General features: G+C 39.6%; 22 protein-coding genes and 1 riboswitch. Of the genes, 7 read left to right on the forward strand and 15 right to left on the reverse strand.

All coding sequences use genetic code 11. The features are described from left to right. Positions 1–264: 264 nt before the first annotated feature. The 5 genes from bsdcttw_RS13700 (at position 265) to bsdcttw_RS13720 (ending at position 5,492) form a co-directional block, all read left to right on the forward strand. The gene (locus tag bsdcttw_RS13700; RefSeq protein WP_185255423.1) at positions 265–732 is read left to right on the forward strand and encodes a sigma-70 family RNA polymerase sigma factor; all 468 of its coding nucleotides are present in this window, start codon (positions 265–267) and stop codon (positions 730–732) included. Continuing rightward, positions 732–2,102, forward strand: a complete 1,371-nt coding sequence (locus tag bsdcttw_RS13705) for a DUF4179 domain-containing protein (protein ID WP_185255424.1) — start codon at positions 732–734, stop codon at positions 2,100–2,102. The genes bsdcttw_RS13700 and bsdcttw_RS13705 overlap by 1 nt, the downstream gene beginning before the upstream one ends. A gap of 187 nt (positions 2,103–2,289) precedes the next feature. Next, on the forward strand, positions 2,290–3,477 hold the full coding sequence (locus bsdcttw_RS13710; RefSeq protein WP_185255425.1) for a macrolide family glycosyltransferase: 1,188 nt from the start codon (positions 2,290–2,292) through the stop codon (positions 3,475–3,477). Then, the gene (locus bsdcttw_RS13715) at positions 3,468–4,004 is read left to right on the forward strand and encodes a PadR family transcriptional regulator (protein ID WP_185255426.1); all 537 of its coding nucleotides are present in this window, start codon (positions 3,468–3,470) and stop codon (positions 4,002–4,004) included. Before bsdcttw_RS13710 ends, bsdcttw_RS13715 begins: the two co-directional genes overlap by 10 nt. Before the next feature lie 273 nt (positions 4,005–4,277). After that, positions 4,278–5,492: an alanyl-tRNA editing protein gene (locus bsdcttw_RS13720; RefSeq protein ID WP_185255427.1), complete on the forward strand. Its 1,215-nt coding sequence runs from the start codon at positions 4,278–4,280 to the stop codon at positions 5,490–5,492. 241 nt (positions 5,493–5,733) lie between these two features. On the opposite strand, the gene ybaK is transcribed toward bsdcttw_RS13720, so the two are convergent. The 4 genes from ybaK to bsdcttw_RS13740 are packed head-to-tail and all read right to left on the reverse strand — an operon-like array spanning position 5,734 to position 10,012. Then, positions 5,734–6,216, reverse strand: a complete 483-nt coding sequence (gene ybaK / locus bsdcttw_RS13725) for a Cys-tRNA(Pro) deacylase (RefSeq protein WP_185255428.1) — start codon at positions 6,214–6,216, stop codon at positions 5,734–5,736. Beyond that, complete coding sequence (locus bsdcttw_RS13730; protein WP_185255429.1) at positions 6,194–7,384, reverse strand: ribonuclease E/G; 1,191 nt, start codon at positions 7,382–7,384, stop codon at positions 6,194–6,196. Before bsdcttw_RS13730 ends, ybaK begins: the two co-directional genes overlap by 23 nt. Then, complete coding sequence (locus bsdcttw_RS13735; RefSeq protein ID WP_185255430.1) at positions 7,374–8,132, reverse strand: TIGR03936 family radical SAM-associated protein; 759 nt, start codon at positions 8,130–8,132, stop codon at positions 7,374–7,376. Before bsdcttw_RS13735 ends, bsdcttw_RS13730 begins: the two co-directional genes overlap by 11 nt. Beyond that, positions 8,132–10,012, reverse strand: coding sequence for a TIGR03960 family B12-binding radical SAM protein (locus tag bsdcttw_RS13740; protein WP_185255431.1), 1,881 nt, complete (start codon positions 10,010–10,012; stop codon positions 8,132–8,134). The genes bsdcttw_RS13735 and bsdcttw_RS13740 overlap by 1 nt, the downstream gene beginning before the upstream one ends. 384 nt (positions 10,013–10,396) lie before the next feature. Between bsdcttw_RS13740 and bsdcttw_RS13745 the strand changes: the two genes are divergently transcribed. Next, positions 10,397–10,882 carry a ferritin-like domain-containing protein gene (locus tag bsdcttw_RS13745; protein WP_185255432.1) on the forward strand — a complete coding sequence of 162 codons (486 nt, stop codon included), beginning with the start codon at positions 10,397–10,399 and terminating at the stop codon, positions 10,880–10,882. A gap of 245 nt (positions 10,883–11,127) precedes the next feature. On the opposite strand, the gene bsdcttw_RS13750 is transcribed toward bsdcttw_RS13745, so the two are convergent. The 10 genes from bsdcttw_RS13750 to bsdcttw_RS13795 form a co-directional block, all read right to left on the reverse strand. Further along, complete coding sequence (locus bsdcttw_RS13750) at positions 11,128–11,511, reverse strand: hypothetical protein (RefSeq protein ID WP_185255433.1); 384 nt, start codon at positions 11,509–11,511, stop codon at positions 11,128–11,130. A 119-nt stretch (positions 11,512–11,630) separates the two neighbouring features. Continuing rightward, positions 11,631–12,704 (reverse strand): ABC transporter permease subunit, encoded by a 1,074-nt coding sequence (locus tag bsdcttw_RS13755; RefSeq protein ID WP_185255434.1) that lies wholly within the window; start codon positions 12,702–12,704, stop codon positions 11,631–11,633. A gap of 1 nt (position 12,705) precedes the next feature. After that, positions 12,706–13,812: an ABC transporter permease gene (locus bsdcttw_RS13760; RefSeq protein WP_225903655.1), complete on the reverse strand. Its 1,107-nt coding sequence runs from the start codon at positions 13,810–13,812 to the stop codon at positions 12,706–12,708. Next, on the reverse strand, positions 13,784–15,322 hold the full coding sequence (locus bsdcttw_RS13765) for a sugar ABC transporter ATP-binding protein (protein WP_225903656.1): 1,539 nt from the start codon (positions 15,320–15,322) through the stop codon (positions 13,784–13,786). Before bsdcttw_RS13765 ends, bsdcttw_RS13760 begins: the two co-directional genes overlap by 29 nt. Before the next feature lie 188 nt (positions 15,323–15,510). After that, complete coding sequence (locus bsdcttw_RS13770; protein WP_185255435.1) at positions 15,511–16,485, reverse strand: substrate-binding domain-containing protein; 975 nt, start codon at positions 16,483–16,485, stop codon at positions 15,511–15,513. Positions 16,486–16,677: 192 nt separating this feature from the next. Further along, on the reverse strand, positions 16,678–17,721 hold the full coding sequence (locus tag bsdcttw_RS13775) for an ABC transporter substrate-binding protein (protein WP_185255436.1): 1,044 nt from the start codon (positions 17,719–17,721) through the stop codon (positions 16,678–16,680). Beyond that, positions 17,714–19,207 (reverse strand): sensor histidine kinase, encoded by a 1,494-nt coding sequence (locus tag bsdcttw_RS13780; RefSeq protein WP_225903657.1) that lies wholly within the window; start codon positions 19,205–19,207, stop codon positions 17,714–17,716. Before bsdcttw_RS13780 ends, bsdcttw_RS13775 begins: the two co-directional genes overlap by 8 nt. After that, a complete protein-coding gene (locus bsdcttw_RS13785) occupies positions 19,207–20,829 on the reverse strand; it encodes a response regulator (RefSeq protein ID WP_185255438.1) in 1,623 nt (540 codons plus the stop codon). Before bsdcttw_RS13785 ends, bsdcttw_RS13780 begins: the two co-directional genes overlap by 1 nt. Before the next feature lie 230 nt (positions 20,830–21,059). Beyond that, entirely contained in the window at positions 21,060–22,112 is a 1,053-nt protein-coding gene (locus bsdcttw_RS13790) for a MerR family transcriptional regulator (RefSeq protein WP_185255439.1), read from the reverse strand. Between the two features lie 195 nt (positions 22,113–22,307). After that, complete coding sequence (locus tag bsdcttw_RS13795; RefSeq protein ID WP_185255440.1) at positions 22,308–22,796, reverse strand: GNAT family N-acetyltransferase; 489 nt, start codon at positions 22,794–22,796, stop codon at positions 22,308–22,310. A gap of 226 nt (positions 22,797–23,022) precedes the next feature. Continuing rightward, positions 23,023–23,121: riboswitch (THF riboswitch) on the forward strand. A gap of 70 nt (positions 23,122–23,191) precedes the next feature. On the opposite strand from bsdcttw_RS13795, the gene bsdcttw_RS13800 reads away from it, so the two are divergent. Continuing rightward, on the forward strand, positions 23,192–23,743 hold the full coding sequence (locus tag bsdcttw_RS13800; RefSeq protein ID WP_185255441.1) for a folate family ECF transporter S component: 552 nt from the start codon (positions 23,192–23,194) through the stop codon (positions 23,741–23,743). A gap of 117 nt (positions 23,744–23,860) precedes the next feature. On the opposite strand, the gene bsdcttw_RS13805 is transcribed toward bsdcttw_RS13800, so the two are convergent. Next, on the reverse strand, positions 23,861–25,729 hold the full coding sequence (locus bsdcttw_RS13805; RefSeq protein WP_185255442.1) for a beta-L-arabinofuranosidase domain-containing protein: 1,869 nt from the start codon (positions 25,727–25,729) through the stop codon (positions 23,861–23,863). Positions 25,730–25,853 lie beyond the last annotated feature (124 nt).

The following is a 25,853-nucleotide window of genomic DNA, read 5'->3' on the forward strand; positions in this document are numbered from 1 at the left end:
CAAACATGGCGTGATTTCACCTAGGAATAACTGCTGTCATTTAAGTGTCATACGAAATCCCTCAATAGAAGATGTCTGAAGAGAAGCACCTGCCATCTGTGTATTGCAATAGAACTTTTAGTACTTTTTTAAAATATAAAATTAAAAACAATATACTGGAACTTTATTTACATATATAATATAGAAAATTATACCAGTATAAAATAAAAATAACCGTCTGGTGAATCTAATAAGTAGAACAGGAAATAGGAAAGGAAAACTCCCATGAAATTGCCGGAAGATAAATTCATAGCTGAATTTGATCAAATCAAGGGCTCTCTGTACCGAATAGCATTTGTTTACCTTAATAATGAAGCAGCCTCTCTTGACGCAGTGGATGAGGCTGTATATCTGGCATATAAAAACTTAAAAAAACTTCGCCAGCCGGAATACTTCAAAACATGGATTACCAGGATATTAATTAATGTATGCAAGAAAGAACTCAGGCGGACAAAGAGGCTGGAACTTTATGACGATATAGCAGAACAATTATGTGAGGATTATGATTCCCTGCCTTTAAAGGATGCAATTGCAAGCCTTCCTCAGGAATTACAGGATATTATTAATTTACGCTTCTTCAATGATTATACCTTGGCAGAAACAGCGCAGATTCTTAAAATCCCCCAGGGAACAGTTGCTACAAGACAACGGAAAGCACTTTCCTTATTACGATTAGAATTGGAGGCGGAGTGATGAATCGAAATGAAGAATTTTATTCCTGCAAAGCAGAATTAGAAGAAATGACACCAGATCTTACGGCGCTGTCGGCTGCCCGCGCTATTAAAAGGATTAAAAAGCACCATAGGCGTTTCCTGCTGTTGAAAGCCCCCGCTTTTAGCCTGATTACTGCAGCTGCAGCTTTTGTGCTGGTGGTGAATTTATTTCCGACAGCCGCACTGGCTATGAGTAAAGTTCCTTTTTTAGAGGATTTAGTTGCAGCGGTTGCCTTTGACCCAAGCCTTAAGATTGCCGTGGAAAACGATTATGTGCAATTAGTTAATGAAAAGCAGACGAAGGATGATACCTCTGTTACTGTAAAATATATGATTTTAGATGCCAGCCGTATCTCCCTCTTCTTTCAAGTGGATGCTCCCGTGAAGGCCGGACAGTATAAGTATGACTTTCGTGATGAGAATGGTAAACCTCTCTCAGCCGGAATCGTTTACGATACAATGTATGAAAGCGGTAAACTGGAAAAAATCGATATTGAATTTACAGATGGCAGCGAAATTCCAAAGGAACTTGTCTTTCAGGCAACGGTTACCGTAGACCCAAATTTTCAGACGGAGCAGACTGCCACGAACAATCCTGATACAGGTGAATATACCGGTCCGTCCCAGTCCCATACCGGCACAGACTATGCTTTTCTCTTTCCTTTAAAGCTGGATGATTCCTTCCGTAAAAATAGTGTTTCCCTGCCAATTAATCAGTGGCTGGACATTAAGGGACAAAGAATATACCTGGATTGCTTAATGGTCTATCCAACTCAGGCCAGACTATATATTAGCTGTGATCCAGCGAATAGCGCTTATCTTAAAAGTCTTGCCGTTACCTTTGAAGACGAAAATGGTAACTGCTATAATCTAAAAACCAATGGGGTTACAGGTACTTATGGAACGGATGGCCTGAATATCAATTCCTTGTACTATGAAAGCAGCTATTTCACCAAAGCAAAACACCTGAAATTATCAATTAACGGAATCTCCCTGCTGGATAAGGATAAGCTCTATGGTATCGTTCAATATGAGAAAAAAACAATTACTAATCTTCCTGAGGGGGTATCCGTCAGTAAAATGGAACTTCACGATTCCTCGCTATTCCTGACCCTTCAGGCTGCCCTTCCTAAGGATTACAGTGTATTTCCTCTATTTGATATGCTATATTATGACATCACCGGAAAGGAATATTATTTTAATTCCGTTAGCACCGGCACCGATGAAGTAAATCATATATCCAGTTATGATTACCGGCTTGATGATTTTAAAGACCATTATTACAAATTCCGCTGGTCCTATGCACCACTTCAGATTTTAGAGGAACCTATTGAAATTGAAATAAATTAATAAAACTATCTGGCTCATATTCTATTCTGTTTTTCTTGACAAATATATCAGACTGATATATTATGAACTTTGCAAACATATATCAGTCTGATATATATAGACTTTACAAACACATATCAGGCTGATATATAAAAGATACTATTTATTATCTTTAACAGGTAAGCCAAATACTTTCAGGAGGTTTAGAATGAATAGAATATTATTTGTAAATGGAAATCTACAGGGTCACTTTAACCCTACACTCCCGGTGGTACAGGAGTTAGTCTCACGCGGTGAGGAGGTCTGGTATTTTGCCTCTGAGAAATTCAAAGAACAGATAGAAATGTCCGGCGCACATTTTATCAGCACAGATACCCCAATTGATGAGTTTAACCAAAGTTTCCGTCCAACTGGAAAACACCCCTTTTATACTTTATTAGAGTATAAAATAAAGTATGATAAGGCCATGATTCCTGTGCTGCTGGAAAGGATTAAAGGAATGACCTTTGATATTCTGGTATTTGATTCTTATCTTGGAGCTGGCAGCTTTATTCCAAAAATTCTTAGTATTCCCTCTGTCTGCTCAATGACTACTTTTGCTATTCCTAAGCTTCCACTGCCGGAAGAACAGCTTGTAAGGGGCTATGATTTCCAGTTAGATGAATTTTACAAAGTCTTGGACGAACAATGTAACCTCTGGCAAGTGCCAACACCTGATATCCTTAGCTTCTTTTCTGTCAGAGGTGATAATACTCTTGTCTATACCAGCAGGGAATTTAATCCGGGAGGTATGAGCTTCGATAATTCCTATTATTTTGTTGGTCCTTCCCTTACACAAAGAAAACCGGATACACAATTCCCCTGGGAAAAATTGAATAATAATAAACTTATTTATATATCCATGGGAACTATCAATACAGCCCTTCAGGATTTCTATAAAATGTGCCTTTTGGTATTTGGTGATACGAAATACCAATTCGTTATGTCTGTAGGAGATAAAGTGGACTTTTCTTCTCTAGGGGAAGTTCCGGATAATTTTATACTATGTCACCAGGCTCCTCAGTTGGAAATACTTGAACACGCCTCCCTTTTTATAACTCATGGCGGGTTTAATAGTATAAGTGAAGCAATTTATTACGGTGTACCCTCCATCGTACTTCCTCTTGTGAATGATCAATATATTAACGCAGCACAAATAGATAAGATGGAACTTGGTATTAAGCTTTCTTTAAAGGATTTATCTGCCTCAATCCTGAAATCTTCTGCCGATAAGATATTAAATAATTCATATTTTACAGACAATGTACAGAAATTAAGAACAAGTTTTCAAAATGGCGGCGGATATCAAAAAGCAGCCGATGTAATTATGCAGTTAGGAGATAGAAAATGGCAATAAAAAGCAAAACCCGCTATGCAATTCTTGGAATATTAAGTATTAACTCCGGAACCGGATACGATATAAAGAAGTACTGTGATACCGTAATCTCCAACTTTTGGAATGAAAATTTCGGACATATTTATCCGGTGCTAAGCCAATTACTGGAAGAAGGATTAATTCAAGAAGAAGACAGCTCTTCCACTAGGAAAAAAGTATATACAATCACAGAGTCCGGTCGAACAGAATTCTTAAACTGGCTTTTAGAACCTGCCGAATATCAGCCCATGCGCTCAGAATTCTTGCTTAAGCTAACCTTCTCCAGCAATCTTCCCAAAGAGAATATTATTGCCATGTTAACCGATTACAAGGAAAAACATCTGGAAAGACTTCTGAAATACCAACAGCTTCAAGACAGTCTGAATAAGGGGAATGATGAAATCACCACGGACAGACAGATATTCCTTTATGCCCCTCTTCGTCTTGGAATTTTAAATACAGAGGCTGTACTTTCCTGGTGTGATGAAATTCTTTCAGCCATTCAATGATAGTTTTCCTGGTGTGATGAAACTTTTCAGCCATTCAAAGATAGTCTTCTCTGAACTTATAAGTAATTCATTTTGAAATTTTTTTATAGAAAATTCCTGAAAGGAGCCAGAAACCATCTATCCCTTATCTTAGATTTTCGTGTATAGAGGTGTAAGACTGAATTATAATCATAATTTTAAGAAGATTCGGATAAAACAATAGAATTTCCATTCGTAACCTGCTAAAATACGTATCATAATAAAAGTTTAGCTGGATAAGAGAAAGGATTTGCTATGTTCGAAAAAACAATTAAATTATATGATAAAGACAGTTATCTCTCGGAATTTCAAGCGAAAGTACTCTCCTGCAAAGAAATAACAACCCTGACGAGTGATAAAACCTACGAAGTAATTCTGGATTCCACAACATTCTTCCCCGAAGGCGGCGGACAAGCCTGCGATATAGGTCTGCTGAATGACATTGAGGTCATAGATGTACAGGAAAAAGAAGAAATCATCTATCATACAACCACTGCCCCTCTCAAGGAAGGAACTACAGTCAAGGGTTTGATTAACAGTAACCGGCGTTTTGACTTTATGCAGCAGCATACCGGCGAGCATATTCTTTCCGGCCTTGTGCACAAACATTATGGTTATGATAATGTAGGCTTCCACCTTGGTACCGATATTGTTACTATTGATTTTAATGGTGCGTTAAAAGAAGAGGATTTAAGAGATATGGAAGAAGCGGCCAATAGAGCAGTCTTTTCCAATATCCCGGTAACAGCTTATTATCCTGGTGAAAAAGCTCTTGAAGCCATGGAGTATCGCAGTAAGAAAGAACTTCACACTGCTGTACGAATTGTTACGATAGAGGGTATTGATACTTGTGCCTGCTGTGCTCCCCATGTGAAATCCACCGGTGAAGTGGGTCTGATAAAAATAGTATCGAACCAGAATTATAAAGGTGGTACCCGTCTGGAAATCCTCTGCGGCAGCAGGTCCTTAAGAGACTATAATAAAAAAGAGAAGAACATTCAGGATATTTCCGTCCTGCTTTCCGCTAAGATCTATGAAACAGCAGATGCTGTAAAGCGCTTGAAAGAAGAAAAGTTATCCTTGGAAGGAAAAGTCACCGCCCTCTCCCTGAAACTCCTCACCTGCAAAGCAGAATCCGTACCATTCGGAACGGAAACCTATCTAGTCTTTGATAGCGAAATCGAAGACAGTCAGCTAAGAAATTATGCGAATTTGCTTAAGGAACACCGTGAAGGAATCATTGGGATCTTTGTTCCAACTGCAAAAGTTATAAACCAATCGATAGAATCTCCCCTTAATCAGGAATACCGATACATCCTATCTTCGAAAAATACTGACATAAGAATTCTTGGTGGGGAACTTAATAAAGTCTTTAGCGGCAGAGGCGGCGGAAGCAAAGAGATGGTTCAGGGCAGCCTTACCGGTATAAAAGAGGATATAGAAAAGTTTATAAATAACTTCTCACTTTAGAAAACAATTCACTAGGAAATTCAAAGAATTCTCCCCTTCGAGCCAGTTTTGAACCAATAAAAGAGCAAGTCACGGCAACACTTTTAACTGCCTGCTTGCTCTTTTCTTATTCTTCTCTAATCCCTGATTTAGCGACGGGGCTGTTGCAAAATAGCCATAATAAACTCTAAAACAGGACTGGGTGTATAATAATACACCCAGTCCTTTCAAAAGAGTAAATTAGCTATTTTGTAACAGCCCCTTACTCTGTTAAATCCTCGAAACTACCCTGCACATATTTTATAAGTGCTACCGGTTCCACCTCTATTTGTAAGCCTCTTACACCGGCACTAACCGTTACCGTATCAAAAAGCTGAGCAGTCTCATCCATAAAAGTAGGATACTTCTTCTTCATTCCCACCGGTGAGCAGCCGCCCCTGATATAACCAGTTAGCCCTAAAAGTTCCTTCTGGTGTACCATTTCAATCTTTTTTTCGCCGGTAATCATAGCTGCTTTTTTCAAATTAAGCTCTTCCTTTACCGGAATACAAAAGACGTAAATATCTTCTTTTCCTCTTGCTACCAAGGTCTTAAATACTTTTTCGGGAGACATTCCAATCTGAGCGGCAACATGTTCACCCGTTAAATTTTCCTCATCAGGCTCATATTCATAAACATTATAAGAAATTCCCGCCTGGTCCAAAAGCCTTGTAGCATTGGTTTTATTCTTCGCTGATTTGTTCATAGAGTGGCTTTCGCACCTTCTTTCTTGTAACTTCTACCAGATTAAGGGCTGTCATATCCACTAATACGGTCTTTACAGGGTCCTTTCTCAGCTGTTCCTCAAAAAACCGCATCAGCTCTTCTTTGGCCCCCTTCTCTTCCATATCTATAAAATCAACAACAATTATACCTGAAAGGTTTCTAAGCCTTATCTGTTTTGCAATTTCTTCCGCTGCTTCCAAATTGAGTTTCAGAAAAGTATCCTGAACCTTTCTCTTGCCGTAGATCGCTTTACCCGTATTCACATCCACAACCGTAAGTGCTTCTGTAGGTTCAATAACAAGATTTCCGCCGGATTTCAGCCATACCTTTTTCTTAAGAGCATTTTCCAGCTTTAAATTAACACCGTATAGATTACTAAGAGTCAGCAGGTTATCTTCATAGAACTTAAGCTTCACAAGGTCTTCCTTTTGGTAGCTGCCAAGATAAGATGCTATCTCATCATACAAATCCTTATTATCAGTGATAATCTCCGTTATTGCTTCTGACAAGCTATCCCGAATATCACAAAGATACCCGGGTAAAGTCTTAAATACACAGGTGAACGGAGTTTTATACATTGCATGACTTAAGGTGTCTTTGTAAACGCCAATAAGAGCCTCCGCTTCTTCCTTTAACACATTATCTTCTATAGAGGCTGCATTGGTTCTGACAATAAAACCGTACTCAGAATTCTTATAAACCTCCATCAGTGCTCTCAGTCGCTTTCTCTCTTCTTCTTCTCTGATCTTGCCGGAGATGCCGATCAGATTATTCCCATGGGTCAACACCAGATATTTCCCTGTAAAATTCAATGCTACAGTGGCAACAGGTGCTTTGGTTTTCACATCAGCTTTTGCAATCTGAACAAGAATATCATCTCCAACCACCAGTTTATCATTCTTTTTGGGATTTAAGAATATGGGATTTTTAACTTCTTCCAAAGAAAGGTAGCACATCTTATCCTTTTCATATTCTACAAAAGCTGCAGCTATATTATTTACAATATTTTTGACCTTTCCCACATAGATATTCCCAAGTGGATTTTCTTCTATTGCACCAAATATGTTAACCTGAAGCATTTCTTTTTCATCGAAAACAGAGGATATGATTCTGTTCCCTTCTTTCGTAATAATCAATTTATGCTTCATTACCCACCTCGGATAAAGGAATATATCTTCCGTCCTCTGTCTGGGTATATAGTTCAAAGCGGTGCATCTGAAAAGCATATTCGTTAAAGGGTATTCCTGCATACTCACAGAAAGCTTCTGTTACAAGCTCAGGTTTCAGATTATTTACACTGCCCGAAGAAAGTCTCAGATATATTTTAACACCGTTATCGTATTCTTCTGCAACACTTTTCTTTCTATTATCCGCACCAAAAAATTCCCTATCCGTGAAGGCATAGGCGTAAATAAAAGGTTTAATATCTGTTTCTTTCTCGCTCTTTTTGGACTTCTTCAGGATTGTAATATTCTCTTGAAGCAGAAAGCGATTAAATTTCTCCTGGAATTCATTGATAGTAAGGAATTCATAACCATCTTTTACTGAAACCAAATAGTCAGCTGCAGCAACACTTGCCATAGCATTTTTCGCTCCACTGTTTAATTCTACCATATCTGTTACCTGAATAAATTCATTCATAGCATCATTCAAAGTCTTTATTGCAACTGACTTTTCAGGAAGACTGTTAAAGGAGACATCCAGATACTCTCCCTCGCTGGTCAGTCCTACACCAAGTGGTGATGCAAAAGACATAACCTGATGGGGGTTAAAGCCCTGGGAGTATTCCACATCCAGGCCGGCTCTTCTTACTGCTTTTTGAAAAAAACGCATAATATCCAGATGACCGATAAATTTTACCGGCCCTGTTTTCATAAACTTCATACGAACCATCATTATGCATTCACCTCCTCAGTTCTTGGCAGGAAGCAGATGCCTCCTCCAAACTCCATAGCACCGCAGTTTGTACAGGACAACTTGCAGTTCGGAGTAATTTTTTCTTCTTTGGCGTTTTTGTATTCTCTTAATAAAAATTTCTTTGTAACACCCGCATCAATAAAATCCCAAGGGAGGACTTCCTCCTCATCCCTCTCCCTGCTGGTATAGAAATTAATATCAATATTGGTATCAGCAAAAGCCTTTACCCACTTTTTATTATCAAAAAACTCTGTCCAGGAATCAAAAAGACACCCTTCCTTATAAGCTGCCATAAGTGCTGCAGCAACTTTTCGGTCTCCTCTGGCAAAGACGCCTTCCAATACACTAAGTTCTGCTTCATGCCAGTTATATTTAATACTCTTCTTATTTAACTGTTCGTTGAATTTTGATCTAAGAAAATGCTGTTTATTCAGGTATTCTTCCGCCGTATCCATTCTAGACCACTGAAAAGGTGTAAAAGGCTTGGGCACAAAGAAAGAAGTGCTGGCGGTGATGCCTACCTTACCGTTACGCTGATCCTTAGGGATGGTATAATATTCTCTTGCAATTCTGTCTGAGAGTACTGCAATGCCTTCAATGTCATCCTCTGTCTCTGTGGGAAGTCCCAGCATAAAATAAAGTTTAACCCTATTCCAGCCTCCGTTAAAGGCTTGCATTGCGCCGTTTAGAATGCTCTCTTCCGTCAACCCCTTATTGATTACATCGCGAAGCCTCTGGGTCCCGGCTTCCGGTGCAAAGGTAAGGGAACTCTTTCTTACATCCTGTACTTTATTCATAACATCCAGTGCAAAGGCATCGATACGAAGGGAAGGGAGAGAAATATTCACCTTCTGCTTGTTGCATTCCTCTATCAGAAAATAAACCAGTTCCTGTAATCCTGAAAAATCACTGGAACTTAGGGAACTCAAGGAAATTTCCTCATGTCCTGTGGCTTTTAACATCTCCGTCGCATATTCCTTCAAAAAGTCCATGCTTCGTTCTCTTACCGGCCGATATACCATTCCCGCCTGGCAGAAACGGCAGCCCCTGATACACCCTCTTTGAATTTCCAGAACAACACGGTCCTGGGTTGCTCTGATATAGGGCACCAGAGGTTTCTTCGGGTAATAAGTATTTTCCAGCTTCATTTCAACTTGTTTTTTGATTTTTTCTTTTGCATGGGAATTAATCTTTGTAAAACTTTCTATTGTTCCATCTTCTTTATAATGAACATCATAAAAGGAAGGTACATAGATACCCTCAATCTCTGCTATTTTCTCTAAATATTCTTTTCTGCTGCCGCCCTTGGCTTTATGCTCTTTATAAATATCCAACAACTGATTGTAGACAGTTTCTCCTTCTCCTATATAGAAGAAATCGAAGAAGTCGGCAAGGGGTTCCGGATTATACACACAGGGACCGCCTCCCAGTACAAAGGGGTCGTCCTCTGTTCTGTCTTTTGCCAACAAAGGAATTCCGGATAAATCAAGAATCTGCAATACATTGGTATAACACATCTCATATTGCAGAGTAATTCCAAGGAAATCAAAGTTCTTAATAGGCTCCTGGGATTCCAGTGCAAAAAGAGGAATATGCTTCTCCCTCATAATCTTGTCCAAATCAGGCCAGGGCGAGTATACTCTCTCACAGTAAGTATCCTCTCTGCGATTGAACATATCATAAAGAATCTGTATTCCAAGATGGGACATACCAATCTCATAAACATCAGGAAAGCACATACAAAATCTGATATCTACCGCTTTTGTATCTTTTACGACCATATTTGTTTCGTTACCGATGTATCTGGCAGGCTTGTCTATGGTCATCAATATCTCATCGGATAAAGCAAGTTTATTCATTATTTCTTATATTCTCCATTCTATTGTTGTCTTAGAAAAACATATCGGTTTACATAATAATATTATGTGAATCAAATTAGCTAAGCCTAAAAACTTATTGTTTATTATAGACTATGAAGGATGAAAAAACAATCTTTAACCCCCGATTTATATTTTGTCTATCTAAACTTTGCCTTATTATTGAAAATTTTTTATAATAATCATTTTTTATAGTCATTATTTGGTCTCAGATATAATAGTGTCGGTTAAACACAAAAACTGCTGGAAAAATATAAGAAAAAAGTTTATAATAATGATTGCTAATATTAATTAGGTATTGAATACATAATTGCCTAAAAAGTATCTAAAATGGTTACAAATCTTGAATTTAAAAGGAGGACGGATATGGAATTATTAGACTTGGCACTTTCAATGGAAAATGATCTAGAGGCTTTTTACAGAAAACAGGCCGAACTCAACGAAGGGAACAGCCTTCAGAAAGTATTTTTGATCTTAGCAGGTGAAGAAGAAAACCATGCAGCAATTCTACGGAGTTATAAGAAAGATATTGTTTTACCTTTTAAGGATAGCAATATTTTAACCAATGTAAAATCGATATTTAAAGAAATGACAGATTTTAAAATGGAAATAAAGCATATTCCAAATCAGCTTGACATATACAGAATGGCACTTGAAAAGGAAGAAGAAAGCGTTAAATTCTATCAAGATTTACTGGATAAGGCTTCGGAGGAACAATCGAAAAAAGTATTTGGTTATTTGATAAAGCAAGAGGATACCCATTGCATTATATTAGAGGAATTGGTTAAGATGACTAGCCGTCCGGAGGAATGGGTTGAATCTGCGGAGTTCGGACTTAGAGAAGAATATTAGGATATCATCATCTACTGAGAGTATTTCAAGTTCTGTGTATATGCAAAAACCTAATGTAAATAGGTTTATAGTTTTTAAGAGCAGAGTCTGATTTTTGGGTTCTGCTCTTGTTTGTAAAAAAATGATTTTTATATTTTCCCTGTCGATCAAGTAAAAGATGCACTAAACATAAGGAATACATCCTACTCCCTTATGTATAGTGCATCTTATTAAAAACATAATCAACGAAAACAAAAACACATTAATCACTTAAATTTATCCAGTACAGATACGAAGAAGTCCTGTGCTTCTTTTACCCCCATACTAGCAGATATCTGATTCTCAATCATACTGGTGTTTACCTGCTTTAATTTGAAATCAAACTGATCCATTAAAAATATCATAAGAAATAACAGGCTTGCACAAATTAATCGTACCAGAAATATCTTCATACCGGTATTTTGTCCTGCTCTTGTCTCTGCTTCTTCCATTACATAGCCGGTATCATCCTGTATAAACATCTCTTTATGACGATATGCATTTTTAGCTTTGTTGTTTACATTTCCTGACTGGTTTCTGCTGCAGCTCTCTCTTGCGAGTCTTATGTATTCTGCTCTGTTTGGCATCAAGTATTCTTCCTGCTTCTCCATAACCTCATCCTTTCTATGATTTTCTATAGAAATGCCCTGTCCACTTCCACGGATATAATGCCTTAACAATATAATTCTAGCATATTATATTCCTGATAGTAACCGGTTATGTCTGAAATTCAATTTTTGCTTTTCTTACGGGAGCAAATAATACTCTGAAGTACAATGAAGAAACATAGCATTGCCGCACGAGTAATTTGAGGCCACCAGGGATCCTGGCTTCCTATTGCAGTAACAATCAGTAATACAATTCCGCTTGTTAATACCCCAAAGAGGGTACCAAAGATATTACCTACACCTCCGGTAAGAAGTGTTCCGCCAATAATAGAGGCAGCAATCGCGTCCATTTCAAGACCTGTTGCCTGCTGAACGGAACCTGACCGTGTATGGAAAAGATATAAGAATCCACCGATACCTGCCAGCAGACCACAAAGCAAATGGGCATAGAACCTGGTTCTCCTGACATTAATACCAAGCATGAGGGCGCTCTGGGAGTTCCCTCCCACTGCATAGAAACTGCGTCCAAGCTTTGTTTTTTTGAGCAGACAATATATCAAGCATACAATAATAAGTGCTATGATAACGCCATATTCCAGCTTTGATTGAATAAAAACACCCTTCCTGTTAATATCACCTAAAAAAGGTATCTGTATCCGCGCAGCTGACAGCTTTTCAAATCCTGCATTATTGACTTGTATCTGATTGACTTCTATCAGAGCCACCAAACCTCTGCCCAGAAACATCCCAGCCAGCGTAACGATAAAGGGCTGCATCTCCAGATAAGCTATGAGAAATCCTTGAACGGCACCAAAGGCAAGACCGATTGTCAGAGCCAGGATAAGAACTGTAAAAAAATTGAAACCATGCTTATTAAGGCAAACAATACAGACAGTACAAATGAGAGCTGTGGAACCACCTACGGAAATATCTATACTGCCTGTAATCATAACAATCGAAAGTCCGCATGCAATTACAATCAAGGCGGCATTTTCATTAAAGAGATTAAAAAACATCTGTATTTTGTTGAACCCCTTATCTCCCAGAAAGACAATGGAAAGTATGTAGATAACAATAAACAGTGTAATGGTAATTGTCAGCAGAAAGGCTGTGTCTGTCAGGGACTCCTTACGTTTCAGCTTGCTCTGAAATACTCCACCGCTTCCGGCCCCTTGGATATTATTTAAACTTTGCATACTAACACCGCTCCTTTCCATCGCTTACAGCCCTTTTGGAAAATACGTCCATATTGCTGAAGAAGCTTTTGACAACGGGCGTCTGGATGGCTACGAGCATAATAATTATCACAGCCTTAAATACAGGAACAGCATTTGTATTCACATTCAGTGTTGTCAGCATCGAGGTCAGTGTCTGGATGGTATAGGCTCCGATAATCGAACCTGTCATGTTAAATTTACCGCCGCCAAGTGAATTGCCGCCAAGAGCGACTGCCAGGATAACATCCATTTCAATACTGGGCACAATGGTATAGGGGTTAACCGTCTGCACCCGGCTTGACTGTACAAAGCCTGCGATACCGACACAAAAGCCCAGAATAACAAAGGTCATAAACTTGATTCGTGCAGGATTGAGTCCATTCAGGCTTGAGGCTTTATCATTGATACCCACTGCCTTGGTATACAGACCCAGGTTCGTCTTTTTTAATGCAAGGCAGGTTACCGTTACCATAGCAATTGTAATGAGTATCGGGGTCGGAATGGGGAAACCCGGTATAAAGTTCCCATAATAGCCAAAGGAGGAGACAGCTTTGGGTTTAAGCCCGCCCATAGCCATAGAGCCGATGGACCGGCCTGCCGTAAATAGTATGAGTGTTGCAACCATAGGCTGTATGTTAAATTTTGAAACAAGGATACCGTTAAAAGCTCCGCAGGCCATACCGGCAAGACAGCCAAGTAAAAGTGCAACAAAGACAGATGCATGCAATACCGCGGGCTGGGTCTCGCTCCCGCACAGAACCCGCATAACCACTCCGCCGACGATTGCAACCGTAGCACCTACACTGATATCCTGACCTTTGGAGGAGGCCGTAACAAGCGTCATTCCGATGGCAAGGATAACAAGCTCGGTTGCATTGTTTAAGATGTTTATGATATTTCCTATCAGAACAGGATTTCCGGAGCTGTCTCTTCCCAGGCTGATTCTTAAAAAGCCCGGATTGATAAATATATTTAGTAACAGCAAAAAAGAAAGAAATGCAATGGGAATAAAGAGCCGGTGTCTGACAAATGCTTTAAAAGCCGGCACCAAACGGCCGTTATCGATTTGATGATTCATTCTGAACATTTTGACCTGCTCCTCCCGCTATCGTATACATTATTTTGTCCTGTGTCATATCCTTTCCCTTTAGTTCTCCAACTACATACAAATCACGCATAACAATTAATCTTGAGCAGGTACGCAGCATCTCCTCAATCTCAGAGGAAATGAAGGTAATACTCATACCCTCTGCCGCAAGCTTTAGAACCAGTTTTTGAATCTCTACTTTTGTGCCAATATCAATTCCACGGGTGGGTTCGTCAAGAATAAGATAATCGGGATGTGTGAGCAGCCAACGGGCAAGAATTACTTTTTGCTGGTTTCCCCCGGACAAGGAGCCGATTGGGGTATCTGCTGAAGCGGTTTTTATTCCTAGCAAACGGATGTAATCATCGGCAAAAGCCTGTGCCTGCACCTTAGTAAAAGGACGGAAGAAGCCCCTCATAACCTGCAGCGCAAGTATGATATTCTCACGAACTGACAAATCACTGATAATCCCATCCCTCTTTCTATCCTCCGAAAGATAGCCAATTCCTTTCTTCATAGCCTTTATCGGTGATGTAACGCTGGTATAACCGCCCTTAATTCTAAGTTTCCCTTTCAAGACCCTGTCTGCGCCGAAGATTGCACGCACACACTCACTGCGGCCGGAGCCCAATAGTCCGGCAAAGCCTGTTACCTCACCTTTATATGCGACGAAATTGAATGGTTTTATTCCCGATGTGCTTGTAAGTCCCTCGGCTTCTATGATTGCTTCCTTCGCATACCCGCCGCCATACTGTGCTTCGTTATGGATATCAGCCAAATCACCCAGCTCCTTCCCCATCATTTTGGCCACCAGTTCTACTCGGGGCAAATCTTTGATCTGATATTCGCCTACCAGTTCGCCCCCCCGCAAAACCGTAATTTTATTGCATAGCTCATATACCTGATCAAGAAAATGGGTGACAAAAAGGATTCCTACCCCCCTGTCCTTTAGCTCACGCATCAATGCAAACAGTTTGCCAACTTCCTGTTCATCCAGCGAAGAGGTAGGTTCGTCAAGAATCAATACCTTGCAGTCCATATCAACAGCCCGGGCAATTGCTACCATCTGCTGAATCGCTATCGAGCAGTTTGATAATTGCTGCGTCGGCTTTGCTGGGATTCCAAGACTTTCCAGAATTGTTTCCGCCCTGTTGTTGTTCTTCTTCCAGTCCACAAACAAATCCTTGGTTCTTCCTATAAACAAATTTTCAGCTACTGTCAGATTCGGGCATAATGTGATTTCCTGGTAAACTGTACTTATCCCATATTTTTGAGCATCCTGAGGCGATTTGATATGAACCGGTTTATTGCTTCCTTCCATATAGATTTCTCCGGCATCCTTGGCATATACTCCGGTCAAAACCTTGATCAGAGTAGACTTCCCGGCACCATTTTCACCCATAAGAGCGTGTATATCCCCTTCACATAAAGTAAAATCCACATTTTGCAAGGCCCGTACACCGGGAAAACTTTTATAAATACCTCGCATGGTAAGTATTGGTTTCTGCATAATAGTAATATAAAACCTCCGTTCAGGTACGATATCATTGTGCTGTTCTTCCTATGATTAGAAAAATACGCGGTGCCGGTATGCCGGAATTTGCAACTATCCGCATACTCGCACCGCGAAGTCCGAACCTATCTTACCTTATTAATCTGCTGAAAATTGCTGGATGTTTCCTATATATGGCTTCATAATTAATAGGGACGGGCATCAACAATCTCTTTTGTAATAGTAGCACAATCAAACATTTCTTCCTCTACGTAAGCATTTTTTTCAATAGTTTCACCGGCCTCAAGCTGCTTAATAAGCTTAACAATTCTGGGACCATGAAGAGGATTGCACTCTACATCAAGGTTGAACTGGCCTGCAAGAACCTTCTCAAGAGCCCATTTATTTGCATCAAAGGAGATTACTTTTACATCTCCATCCTTGCCATATGTAATACCGGCAGCGTCCATAGCATCACAGGCACCTCGGGCCATGTTATCATTCTCGGCATAGATAACGGTAAACCCTGTCCCTCCTGCAATAAGATCGGCTACGGCCTGTTTTGCAAGGGTTTCATCCCATCCCTTCATGTTCTGATTGAATACAATGCTCCAGCCGTTTGCTGCGGCACCATCTTCTATTGCTTTGGAGCGGCCAAGCTGGGCAGAAGAACCCGTGTCACCGCCAAGCACTACAATCTTATAATCCGCCAGAGCCTGTTTCTTCAGCCAGTCAACAGCCTTATTGCCTTCTGCTTCAAAATCGGAACATACCATAGCTGTGTAAAGATCCTCTGACAAGTCAAGCTTACGGTCAGCCATGATAAAGGGAATTCCTGCTTCCTTGGCAGATTTCGCCACATCCTCCCAGCCTGCCGACTGAAGCCCTAATACAACAAGATAGTCAACCTCTTCCTGGATAAGCTGTTGTGCCTGTGATATTTGCTTTGCATGATCACCTTCCCCGAAGACCATTTTTATCTCAAAGCCGGCCTCCTTGAAAGCATCATTAAAAGATTTTGTGTTAGCCGTTCGCCAGTCGGACTCATTCGCATTTGTCTGTACAACCCCCACAGTTATTTTTTTGTCCGCTTTGCCGGAAGTCGCACTGTCTTTCTTTCCGCACCCCGCAAACGAAAGCAACACCGTCAGTACCAAAATAAAAACCAACAGTTTCTTCATAGATATCTCCTCCTTTTTTACACATAAGATGAATTGAATTACGTATATAAGTGTAAAAAATTTATAACCGAAAATATACGGAGATTATTACTTGTTTTGTAGTTTATTTTACGGAGTTTCTTTTCCAATTTCATTTTGGTTAAGATTCCTATGAATTATGTTTGTTTTTTAACAGAGATAAAAATACCTTGTCTAATAACTCCGCCCAATTCGTTCTGCAGCGGCATTTTCCGCCTCAAAAACCTTTTCATCCATATAGGAGAACTTATTAACCACTTCCCCTTTTTCCAATCGCTCTATTATGTTTGCAATCAATTGCCCCTGTAACGGATTACATTCAATGTCCACATTGATGAGTCCTTCCTCCATCCTGTCAAAAGCCTCCGACACCCCGTCAAAGGAAATAATTTTAATCTTACCATCCACCCCGCAGGTCAGGCTGTCTTCCTGTATTGCCTCTATGGCACCAAAGGTCATATCATCGTTTTGCGACAGTAAAATATCAATATCATCAAATTCCTGCAGGTACTTTGCCATCACTTCTTTTCCCTTTGCCTTGGTAAACTCACCGCTTTCCTGTGCAAGAATCTTCCACTCTTTGTGAGTTTTGGCGATTTCCTCAAACCCTTTTGAACGCCCAATCTGTGCGGTCGAATTTAAGGTTCCCTCAAGAACGGCAATATTGTAAGTTTTCTTTTTCAGGGAAGACTTATCCTTGCTCTCTTGCTCCTTCAGATACTTTTCCAGCCAAAGTCCTGCTTTTTTGCCCTCCTCATATTTATCCGTACCCACATATGCGGCATAAAGAGTATCATCTGCGGTATCAATCATTCGATCTACAATTATGACCGGAATACCTGCTTCCTTTGCTTCCTCCAGTACCGTATCCCATCCGGTTTCCGTTTCCGGGGCAATTACAATATAATCTACCTCTTGAAAAATAAAACTCCTTACATCCTTAATCTGATTTTCCTGCTTCTGCCTTCCATTGGAATAAATCAGCGAAAATCCATTCTCCTTTGAAAGAGCTCTCTGTATGGATTTTGTATTTGCCGTGCGCCAGTCCGATTCCGAACCAAGCTGGGAGAAACCAACAATAATCAAATCCGAATCTGTATCCTTTACATTCTCATATTCGCTGTACGGAAGCTGTTTTAATGGCCTCAAACTGTAACTAGCAAGGACAATCAATCCAAGGATGAAAATACCTATCGCAATTTTTAGACTCTTATTCATATCTTGCCTCCCTTTGCTCATTATCCGCTATACTTACCGGGATTTTAATGATAATATCCGTGCCTTCTCCCTTTTTGCTTTGTATGTCTAATCCATACATATCTCCATAATTCAGTTTAATTCGTTTGTTGACGTTGGCAAGACCAAAACCGGTACTCTGTTTGCTGCCCGGCATTTCAATTTCTTTTCTTAAAGCATTTAATTCCTCTTCCTCCATTCCAATGCCATTATCCATTACATGGAAACAAATTACCTTGTCCCATATTCCGCCGGTAACTGTTATTTTCCCTCTTGCCCTTAACATTTTAATTCCATGGTATAAGGAATTCTCAATGAGTGGCTGCAGAGTCAGTTTCAGAATTTGATATCTGTAAAGTTCTTCCGGGATATTAATTTCATAATCCAGGATGTCTTTATACCTGGACTGCTGTATTTGCAGGTAACTTTTTATATGTATTTCCTCTTCTCGTATGGTAATAAAATCTCTTCCCTTACTCACAATAATTCGGAAAAATTCAGAAAGGGATACAACAATGTCAATTGCTTCTTTGTTTTTTTCTGCTTCAATTAACCAGATTATAGTATCTAACGTATTATATAGAAAATGCGGATTAATCTGCGTTTGCAGAAGCTTTGATTCCATGTGTCTTAAATTTTCCTGTTCAAGCCGGATACGATTCACCTGCTGCTCCAGTTTAGAGGCCATATCATTAAAGCTATCGGATAAGATTGACAATTCATCATGGTTTTCGCAGATTGTCCTTGTTGTAAAATCACCCTTTGCTACCATAGCCGTCTTATCGCATAACATCCTGATTGGTCTTGTAATGCTGTTTGTAACAAAGATATTAACTAAAACAGACGTAATGATGATAGAAGCTAATGCCACTATCATTGTCACAATTACTTTCGTTACCTGCTCGTTAAGAATCTGTCTTATGGCCTCAAAATTCTGGGTTTCATAATAAATGTAATACTGGATTTCTTCCTGAAACAGTTCTGTCAGAATATAGATATCAGATTCCAGCATTTCAATATTTTCTTCATAGTGGCCTGTCTGCTTCAGATTATCACGTATTTCATTAACCCTGTCTTCCAGAGTATCCAGATTAAGCAGAATCCGCTTGATCCAGTCCAGGCTTTCCCTGCTTGATGTAATCTCCCGCAGGCTGGTAAAACTATTCCTTGCGGCCTCTATCAGTTTATATGGATTTTTTAAATCACTATTATCATCAATTGAATCGAAGGTTTCCGCTTCAACAACAATCTTATACATACCTTCATCCATTTCCGCCTTAAAATTGAGGTTATAATCATTAGCCGAGGTAATCCTTCGCACGATAGCATCATACGCCGTACTATAGTTATGCAGAGCTGCAATTTGGTAAACCGATAAAATAATCATTGGTATAATGATTACAACCGCTACCATAAAGAGCTTCCATCTTAAAGGATACCGGATTGGGGTCCCATTATTCATATCCATTATTCTCCACCTATTCCCTGCATCCGGTATTCGGATGGTGTGCAATATTGTGTTTTTTTAAACAAGTAGCTGAAATAGTGGGAATCCTGATATCCTACCATAAAACCAATTTCCGTTATCTTTCTGCCTGAACATCTTAAATACTCTTTTGCCTTCTCCATTCGGATATCTGTTAAATATTCGATAAAGGTCATCCCGGTTTCCTGGTTGAAAAGTGAGCTGAAATAGTTGGGACTGACATTGACCTTAGATGCAACCTTATCCAGAGTAAGATCACTCATAGTAAACTGAAGAAGAATATACTCCTTTGCCTGATCAATAAGCGCAGCATATCTTTTTTGACTATTTCTATTACGCAGTTCAATTGTTTCTTTCAAAATAGTTTTATATAATTTACTGCATTCCTCCAGACCGTAAAGCTGGTCCGGGACACAATTCAAGCTTTTCAGGCTGCCGTAAATCATCTCTTCCGTATACTTAAGAGTTTTCAGAAACTTCATAATAACGGAATATCCGTCCATTATGATATAATGCCTGAAGATGCTGGAGCTGATAGCATTTGTACTAAATCCTTCAAAATAGCTGTCAACAAATTCATTCACATCATGTATGGTCCCCCTTTTTAAGAAGTCCTCCAGCAAAGCCCTGTCAAGTTTCTCAAGCTTTAGTTCTCTGACATTAATTCTGTTTCCGATATATTCCTTTATATTATGTACGTCAATATAAGATACGAATTGATCCCTGCTTTCAAAATACCGCAGGGAAAAAGCCCTGTTGGCATCCAGATAAGACTTATGCAGGTCGCGGACGCGGTTGACGCACTTTCCGATTCCGCCAAAATAGTGGACTTTGTTATCACAGATATGGATTAATATATCGCACAATTCCAGGGTCAACTCGTTAATTCCCCCTTCCGTTTCACCCAATAAGATAAAGGCCCACCCATCCATTCCACGTTCAAATACCCTGATGTCGGAAAATGCTCTCAATGCTTCTGTCATTCTTGCTTCGCATTGTACAATTTCATCCGAGTACTCGTACATATCCTCCTGTCCTTTAAATTGAAACAGCAGCACGCAAAAAACACTTGCCACCATATTAATTCCAAGTTCCTCTTCCTGTTCTATGATTTGTGAAAGAGACATTTTTCCACTGACAAGAGCATTAAAAAACTCCTTTCTTTTTTCACCATGCTTTTGATAGACCAACAGTTGGTACTGATTCAGTATTTGTTTTTCCTTCCGCTCCTTATCAATCACCTCTGCTGCATTTTTCACTGCTGCCACCAGTTTAGCCGAAGTTACCGGTTTCAGTAGATATTCACTTACACCAATATCAATTGCTTTCTGGGCATATCCAAAATCACTATACCCGCTGATAATAATAATTTTCATCTGCGGCATATCTTTTTTTAGTAATTTGCTCAGCTCAAGACCATCCATAAAAGGCATTTTTATATCAGTAATCAAAATGTCCGGCCGCTCCCTTACAATCATCGGGTATGCCAATTCACCATCACTTTCATCTCCGACAATTTGAAAGCCCTCTTGTTCCCAGGGAATCTTGTTCTTGATACCTTCCCGAATTACAATTTCATCTTCCACTAAAAAAACCTTATACATAAAAACCCCCTTCGTAAATACCCACTCTCCAATAATTATATTTCGCCCTCTACTTGTGTTTTATTATTCTTAGCTTTAAATTCCTTTTTCTTCCATTATGCTCCATTCAGGCAACGAATTCAACCGATTTCCGAAACAGTAACCGTAATTAAATAAAAAAACACGAAACATAAGGAATACCTCCTACTTCCTCATGTTTCGTGCAAAAATATGTTTCGGTTTGCTGTTATTTACTTATTGCGCAGTTTAATAGGAACATAGATATCCAACTGATCGTATCCAAGACCCTTTTTGATATTGTCCGTAATGATCATATGGCACATGGTACGATGACCGGTTCGCTCATCCATTTCGAATCCGCTGGTTTCCAGCCAATTCTTCACTCCTTCAAATACTCTTCCGCTAATATCATCGTCTCCATCCACCGATATAGCAGCCGCATATAGTCCTCCTTCAAAATCAATAATCTCATAACCGCCTGTATCTTCCGATGTTGCATCTTTTTCAACTGCCATCCACCACACAGCCTGCCCATCTTCAAACCATAAGAAATCAAGGGGGGAAAAAGAGACTCCTCTTCTCTTTTTATCATATTCCCCCCACCAGGCATCGAATTTGCCAATAATGTTATCGAATGTATCATAGCCGGAGGTTGCCATTCTGCATTTGGGCAGTTCAATGATTCTTACTTCCGGCCCTCTTTTCAGCTTCTCGGTAACATTTAAGAAATGATTTAATTCAGGAGATGCAGAGGTCTTGTTCTCCTCTTGAACTACCAACCTCTGATTATCCTCTAAATTTTTAGCGTCAACTGATGTTACAGAGGAATCTTCCTCACAGGAATCACTGCCCTGGCAGCTGTTATCTTTCTCCGATAGCCTAAGTTCCAGTTCCCTGGCCTTTTCATAAAGTAGTTTTATATCGGAGGTTTCACGGAAATCTAATGTTTCAATCTGGTGTATAAATTGCAGAACAATTTCTTTTAACTCATGCAGTAATGCTACTTCTTCATCAATACCCTCAACCTTTTTACCCAGAACTTCTAAAACCGCTGATGAATCCGGAGCCAGGAATATCTTCTGGATATCCTTAATAGTGATATTTAATTTTCTAAGAATTAATATCTGTTCCAGCCTCTTTAGGGATGTCTCATCATACATCCGGTATGCATAATCCTCACTGCGGATGCTCTTTATCAGTCCCATGTCCTCATAATAGCGCAGTGTTCTGGCTGAAATGTCATACTTTAGTGAAACTTCCCTGATTTTAATACAGTTATCCACTCGAAACCTCCATACTTTTCCTACATGCTCCATGTTTTTATCAACGTAATCCCCTGCGCAAACATGTATGTGGAAATTATTTCTTAAACCAGTTACCATAATTTTTCAATGAATTGCAAATTCATGGCACGGATTTCACATTCACGATCTTGGTTTCCTGCTGCCGTACACTGGCTTTAATACAAGAATACCTGCTTACCTAAGGGAAGAGTCAAGTCTTTTTTCAAAACAAACTGCTTCTATATTTCCTATATATTTACCATAATTTTCTCGAGTTAGATAACCATTTCTTTCATAAAAATGGACAGCATTTTCATTTATCCTACGGGTTTCCAGCCAAAGAGTAGTATATCCTAATTCTTTTGCTCTCATTTCCAAAAAGGAGAGAATCTCTGCACCAACCCCCTTACCTTTTACTCTTGAATACATCCGCTTCACTTCAGCGATTTCTTCGGTAATAGACCGAATGGCTCCGCAGCCTACTGCCTTTCCATCACAGTCTTTTGCTATTACAAATACAGAACGCGGCTCCTGCATATCTTCAAGGCTAAAGGAAGCTTTTCCGCTGTTTCCGGTTAAAGCTTCAAGGGAATTCGATAGTTCCTCCAGCAGTTCAAGAGCTTCTTCATTCTTCTTCAAATCAACTTCCAGAATTGTAATTTTTTCAGTATTCTTTTCCGTCATTTTAATCCCTCGTATGTTTTAGAATATATTTATCTCTCCAAATCGTTATGAAATTATGATCTTACATGGTGTTATAAAGTTATTATCTTCCATTATGATACAAATGCAGAGTAACTTCAACATGGTTCACAGTAATTTTCATAGGTACCGAATAGTATATTTTTTTATTTTACTCTTGCTTGCTTTTATCATTTCTGTTATAGTAGCTTTAGTCAAAAACGAATATAGCAGAGTAGGATTTCGTGCGTTAAGTGTCACCGGAACGGGGAGTTGTCCGGTGAACGAAAAGTTTAAACTTGCGGTACGATTTTCGCATCCCGCTGCTACAAAAGGTAGGGCATACCTTCTCATTGTAGCGCTTGTTTTTGCGACAACAAAGAAAAGGAGGTAGCACTATGCATTTTTTTAAGACATTACAGGAATCTTCAAAGGAATTGAAGAAACTAAACAACCTGCTTATTTCAGCCATGCTTTTGGCCCTGTGCGTTGTGGTTGGTCTCATGGGAACATTTATGATTGGGCCTTTCATCCGTATCAGTTTTACTGATTTACCCATCGCTCTTGGAAGTATGCTCTTCGGGCCGGTGGTAGGCGGCATTATGGGAGCTTTGAGTGATATTTTAAACTTTATCATTTCTCCAAAAGGTCCGTATTTCCCCGGTTTTACCATTAGCGGCATTTTAACTGGCTTGATTTATGGTTTTGCCTTTTACAAAAAGAAGGCAACCCTCAGCAGAATTGTTATTACGAAAGCCATATTGATTGTATTAGTTGATATGCTGCTGAACACTTACTGGTTATCCATTCTTATGGGTAAAGGCTTTATCATTCTTTTCGCAGACAGATTGGTAAAGAACATTATTATGCTCCCCGTTCATGCGGCAATGCTCTATGTAATACTTAACCGTTTGCCTGTTATAATAAATAGAGGCAAACACACCAAATAACAAACCTATAAAGTATCAATTCATATTTAGCTTATAATTCTAGAAAGCACTATGTTTCCTAAAATCACAGGAACATAGTGCTTTCTTAATTTCTCTTATCCACTTAATAGAGGCCTTTTAGATAATTGGAATTTCTGTCAGCCTTAAATTGGTACACCCATATGGGATAAGCTTTAATTCTTCTATTTCACCTGATGTCTTAAGAGCTAGGGGAACAGGAGCTGCTGAGCCGTTTAATAGGGGCCATTCTATCTGTCTTCCTTTTACAGTTGCAATTATCGGTGCCCCTTCCGGAGAAAATGGTACTTCTCCAATAGGTTGTTCTTCAAAGTGAATGTATTCCTCCGGTTTTTCCTTCTCTACACAAAGACCATAATTCCATGGTGTTGTAGGATATATTTCATAGTCGCAGTGAGGAAACTCATGCACTGGCATCTCTTTGTTTATCTGTACCCATTTCTCTCCAACAGGCAAGGAATAAATAAGTGGTCCTCTTTGCACTGCATAAAGATTTTCCGGTCGGGATATTATCTCAACAGGCATCGGCAGCGTAAGGGTGAATTTTGTATCACCAGACCATAGGTATTTTAGTTCATAAAAATCTCCGGGCTTTGGCATAATCCTCTCCTCTCCAATTTGAAGAAGCGGCTCCTTTGTCCATTCAGGAATTCTTAAATTAATTGTAAACTCCACCATACGGTCAGTTATAATTCTGAATTCTATTTTATCCCTGAACGGATAGTTGGTATTCATGGTTATCTGTACCTTAGAACTCTGAATTTCAGTTTTTAGAGAGCAGGGAGCATAGGCTGCTGCTGCTATGCCATTGTCCGTTCTAAACATGGTTGATAGAGCAAATTTTGGCCAGGGCTGGCTTAAATTCGCCGTACAACATCCAAAGTTTGGTTCCAGTCCAAAGGTATGCGAATGGCCTCCATTGGTGCTAAATACTGGGTTTTCCTGATAACTGCACTGTACTTGATTTACCTGCTGGTCATATTGGTGAGTCCACATATCCGGGCTGAAGGTTGCCGGCAAAGCATTAAAAGTAACCTTCTCCAGTCTGTCCGCCCAATAACTTTTTCCGGATATTGAAAGGAGTATCTCCAAGGAATACATAAGCTCTGCCACTGAACATAATTCCGTTCCCTGTACCGGACTTGTTCCATTTAAACATTCATCTCCGGTAAATACTCCGGTAACCATGCCATGATATTCATCAAGAAGCCTGAGCATACTATCAGCACTGTTTAGATCCTCTTCTTTTCCTGTCATTCTCCAAAGCAAGCCCCCGGATTTTAACATCATGGCATTATTAACTACATGACTCATGAAACTCCAACGGCCTTTTACGTCGGGTCTCTTATATGGCCAGTGTTTAAATAATGCTTGCCAGTCAAAGCCCTGAGTGTGAAGCTTAGAGGCCAAATTCAGAAGCCAAGGTTCCTCTGTTCTTTCATAAAGCCAGAAGATCGGAATAAGTCCCTCAAACCATCTGCTGCTTCCCCAATTAAATAAGGTATTTCCATCAATATGTAAATCAAAGGCTTTCAAGGCTTTGTATACAACTGTTTCAATACGCTCATCTCCTGAAGCATCCTGATATACTACAAGCACTTTTAGAATCAGCAGCAGAGCCCACATGTCATAGGTATTACGGTGTTCTTTCTCAACAGGACAAAGCCAGCCGTCTTCCTCCTGTTGACTTATGATACTATCAATGTATTTCGTAGCTCTGGCTTTCATATCTTCGTCATCCAGAAGCCAGGCCAAGGGAATAAAACCATCTAACCAATAAGGAACTCTCTCCCAGCCTTCGGCTGTACCCCCTATCCATTTACTGTCTCTGATATCCGGCCAGAATTTATCAAGATTACCTGATAGTCCAGTTGCCTGTATTTTCAGCTGGTTTAACAGCCATCCTTCAGGGTGAATCTCACTGGTACTAAAAGGTGATAATTTAAGTTTTTTTAGACCTTCTGCCATAGCTTTACCTCCAAATTATATTCAAATTCTGAATTAGTGTATTTTATATGCACATGTACAGTTATGATTTTATCTGGTATAATCATAATTATCAATTGCACCAGCATGCTCATATTATGCAAAA

Source organism: Anaerocolumna chitinilytica, from assembly GCF_014218355.1.
Classification (GTDB): Bacteria; Bacillota; Clostridia; order Lachnospirales; family Lachnospiraceae; genus Anaerocolumna; species Anaerocolumna chitinilytica.

What these genes read in the sequence shown, in the direction of transcription:
- bsdcttw_RS13700 (WP_185255423.1), top strand. Translation starts at nt 265, where the DNA reads ATGAAATTGCCGGAAGATAAATTCATAGCTGAATTTGATCAAATCAAG.
- bsdcttw_RS13705 (WP_185255424.1), top strand. Translation starts at nt 732, where the DNA reads ATGAATCGAAATGAAGAATTTTATTCCTGCAAAGCAGAATTAGAAGAA.
- bsdcttw_RS13710 (WP_185255425.1), top strand. Translation starts at nt 2,290, where the DNA reads ATGAATAGAATATTATTTGTAAATGGAAATCTACAGGGTCACTTTAAC.
- bsdcttw_RS13715 (WP_185255426.1), top strand. Translation starts at nt 3,468, where the DNA reads ATGGCAATAAAAAGCAAAACCCGCTATGCAATTCTTGGAATATTAAGT.
- bsdcttw_RS13720 (WP_185255427.1), top strand. Translation starts at nt 4,278, where the DNA reads ATGTTCGAAAAAACAATTAAATTATATGATAAAGACAGTTATCTCTCG.
- ybaK (WP_185255428.1), bottom strand. Translation starts at nt 6,216, where the DNA reads ATGAACAAATCAGCGAAGAATAAAACCAATGCTACAAGGCTTTTGGAC.
- bsdcttw_RS13730 (WP_185255429.1), bottom strand. Translation starts at nt 7,384, where the DNA reads ATGAAGCATAAATTGATTATTACGAAAGAAGGGAACAGAATCATATCC.
- bsdcttw_RS13735 (WP_185255430.1), bottom strand. Translation starts at nt 8,132, where the DNA reads ATGATGGTTCGTATGAAGTTTATGAAAACAGGGCCGGTAAAATTTATC.
- bsdcttw_RS13740 (WP_185255431.1), bottom strand. Translation starts at nt 10,012, where the DNA reads ATGAATAAACTTGCTTTATCCGATGAGATATTGATGACCATAGACAAG.
- bsdcttw_RS13745 (WP_185255432.1), top strand. Translation starts at nt 10,397, where the DNA reads ATGGAATTATTAGACTTGGCACTTTCAATGGAAAATGATCTAGAGGCT.
- bsdcttw_RS13750 (WP_185255433.1), bottom strand. Translation starts at nt 11,511, where the DNA reads ATGGAGAAGCAGGAAGAATACTTGATGCCAAACAGAGCAGAATACATA.
- bsdcttw_RS13755 (WP_185255434.1), bottom strand. Translation starts at nt 12,704, where the DNA reads ATGCAAAGTTTAAATAATATCCAAGGGGCCGGAAGCGGTGGAGTATTT.
- bsdcttw_RS13760 (WP_225903655.1), bottom strand. Translation starts at nt 13,812, where the DNA reads ATGTTCAGAATGAATCATCAAATCGATAACGGCCGTTTGGTGCCGGCT.
- bsdcttw_RS13765 (WP_225903656.1), bottom strand. Translation starts at nt 15,322, where the DNA reads ATGCAGAAACCAATACTTACCATGCGAGGTATTTATAAAAGTTTTCCC.
- bsdcttw_RS13770 (WP_185255435.1), bottom strand. Translation starts at nt 16,485, where the DNA reads ATGAAGAAACTGTTGGTTTTTATTTTGGTACTGACGGTGTTGCTTTCG.
- bsdcttw_RS13775 (WP_185255436.1), bottom strand. Translation starts at nt 17,721, where the DNA reads ATGAATAAGAGTCTAAAAATTGCGATAGGTATTTTCATCCTTGGATTG.
- bsdcttw_RS13780 (WP_225903657.1), bottom strand. Translation starts at nt 19,207, where the DNA reads ATGGATATGAATAATGGGACCCCAATCCGGTATCCTTTAAGATGGAAG.
- bsdcttw_RS13785 (WP_185255438.1), bottom strand. Translation starts at nt 20,829, where the DNA reads ATGTATAAGGTTTTTTTAGTGGAAGATGAAATTGTAATTCGGGAAGGT.
- bsdcttw_RS13795 (WP_185255440.1), bottom strand. Translation starts at nt 22,796, where the DNA reads ATGACGGAAAAGAATACTGAAAAAATTACAATTCTGGAAGTTGATTTG.
- bsdcttw_RS13800 (WP_185255441.1), top strand. Translation starts at nt 23,192, where the DNA reads ATGCATTTTTTTAAGACATTACAGGAATCTTCAAAGGAATTGAAGAAA.
- bsdcttw_RS13805 (WP_185255442.1), bottom strand. Translation starts at nt 25,729, where the DNA reads ATGGCAGAAGGTCTAAAAAAACTTAAATTATCACCTTTTAGTACCAGT.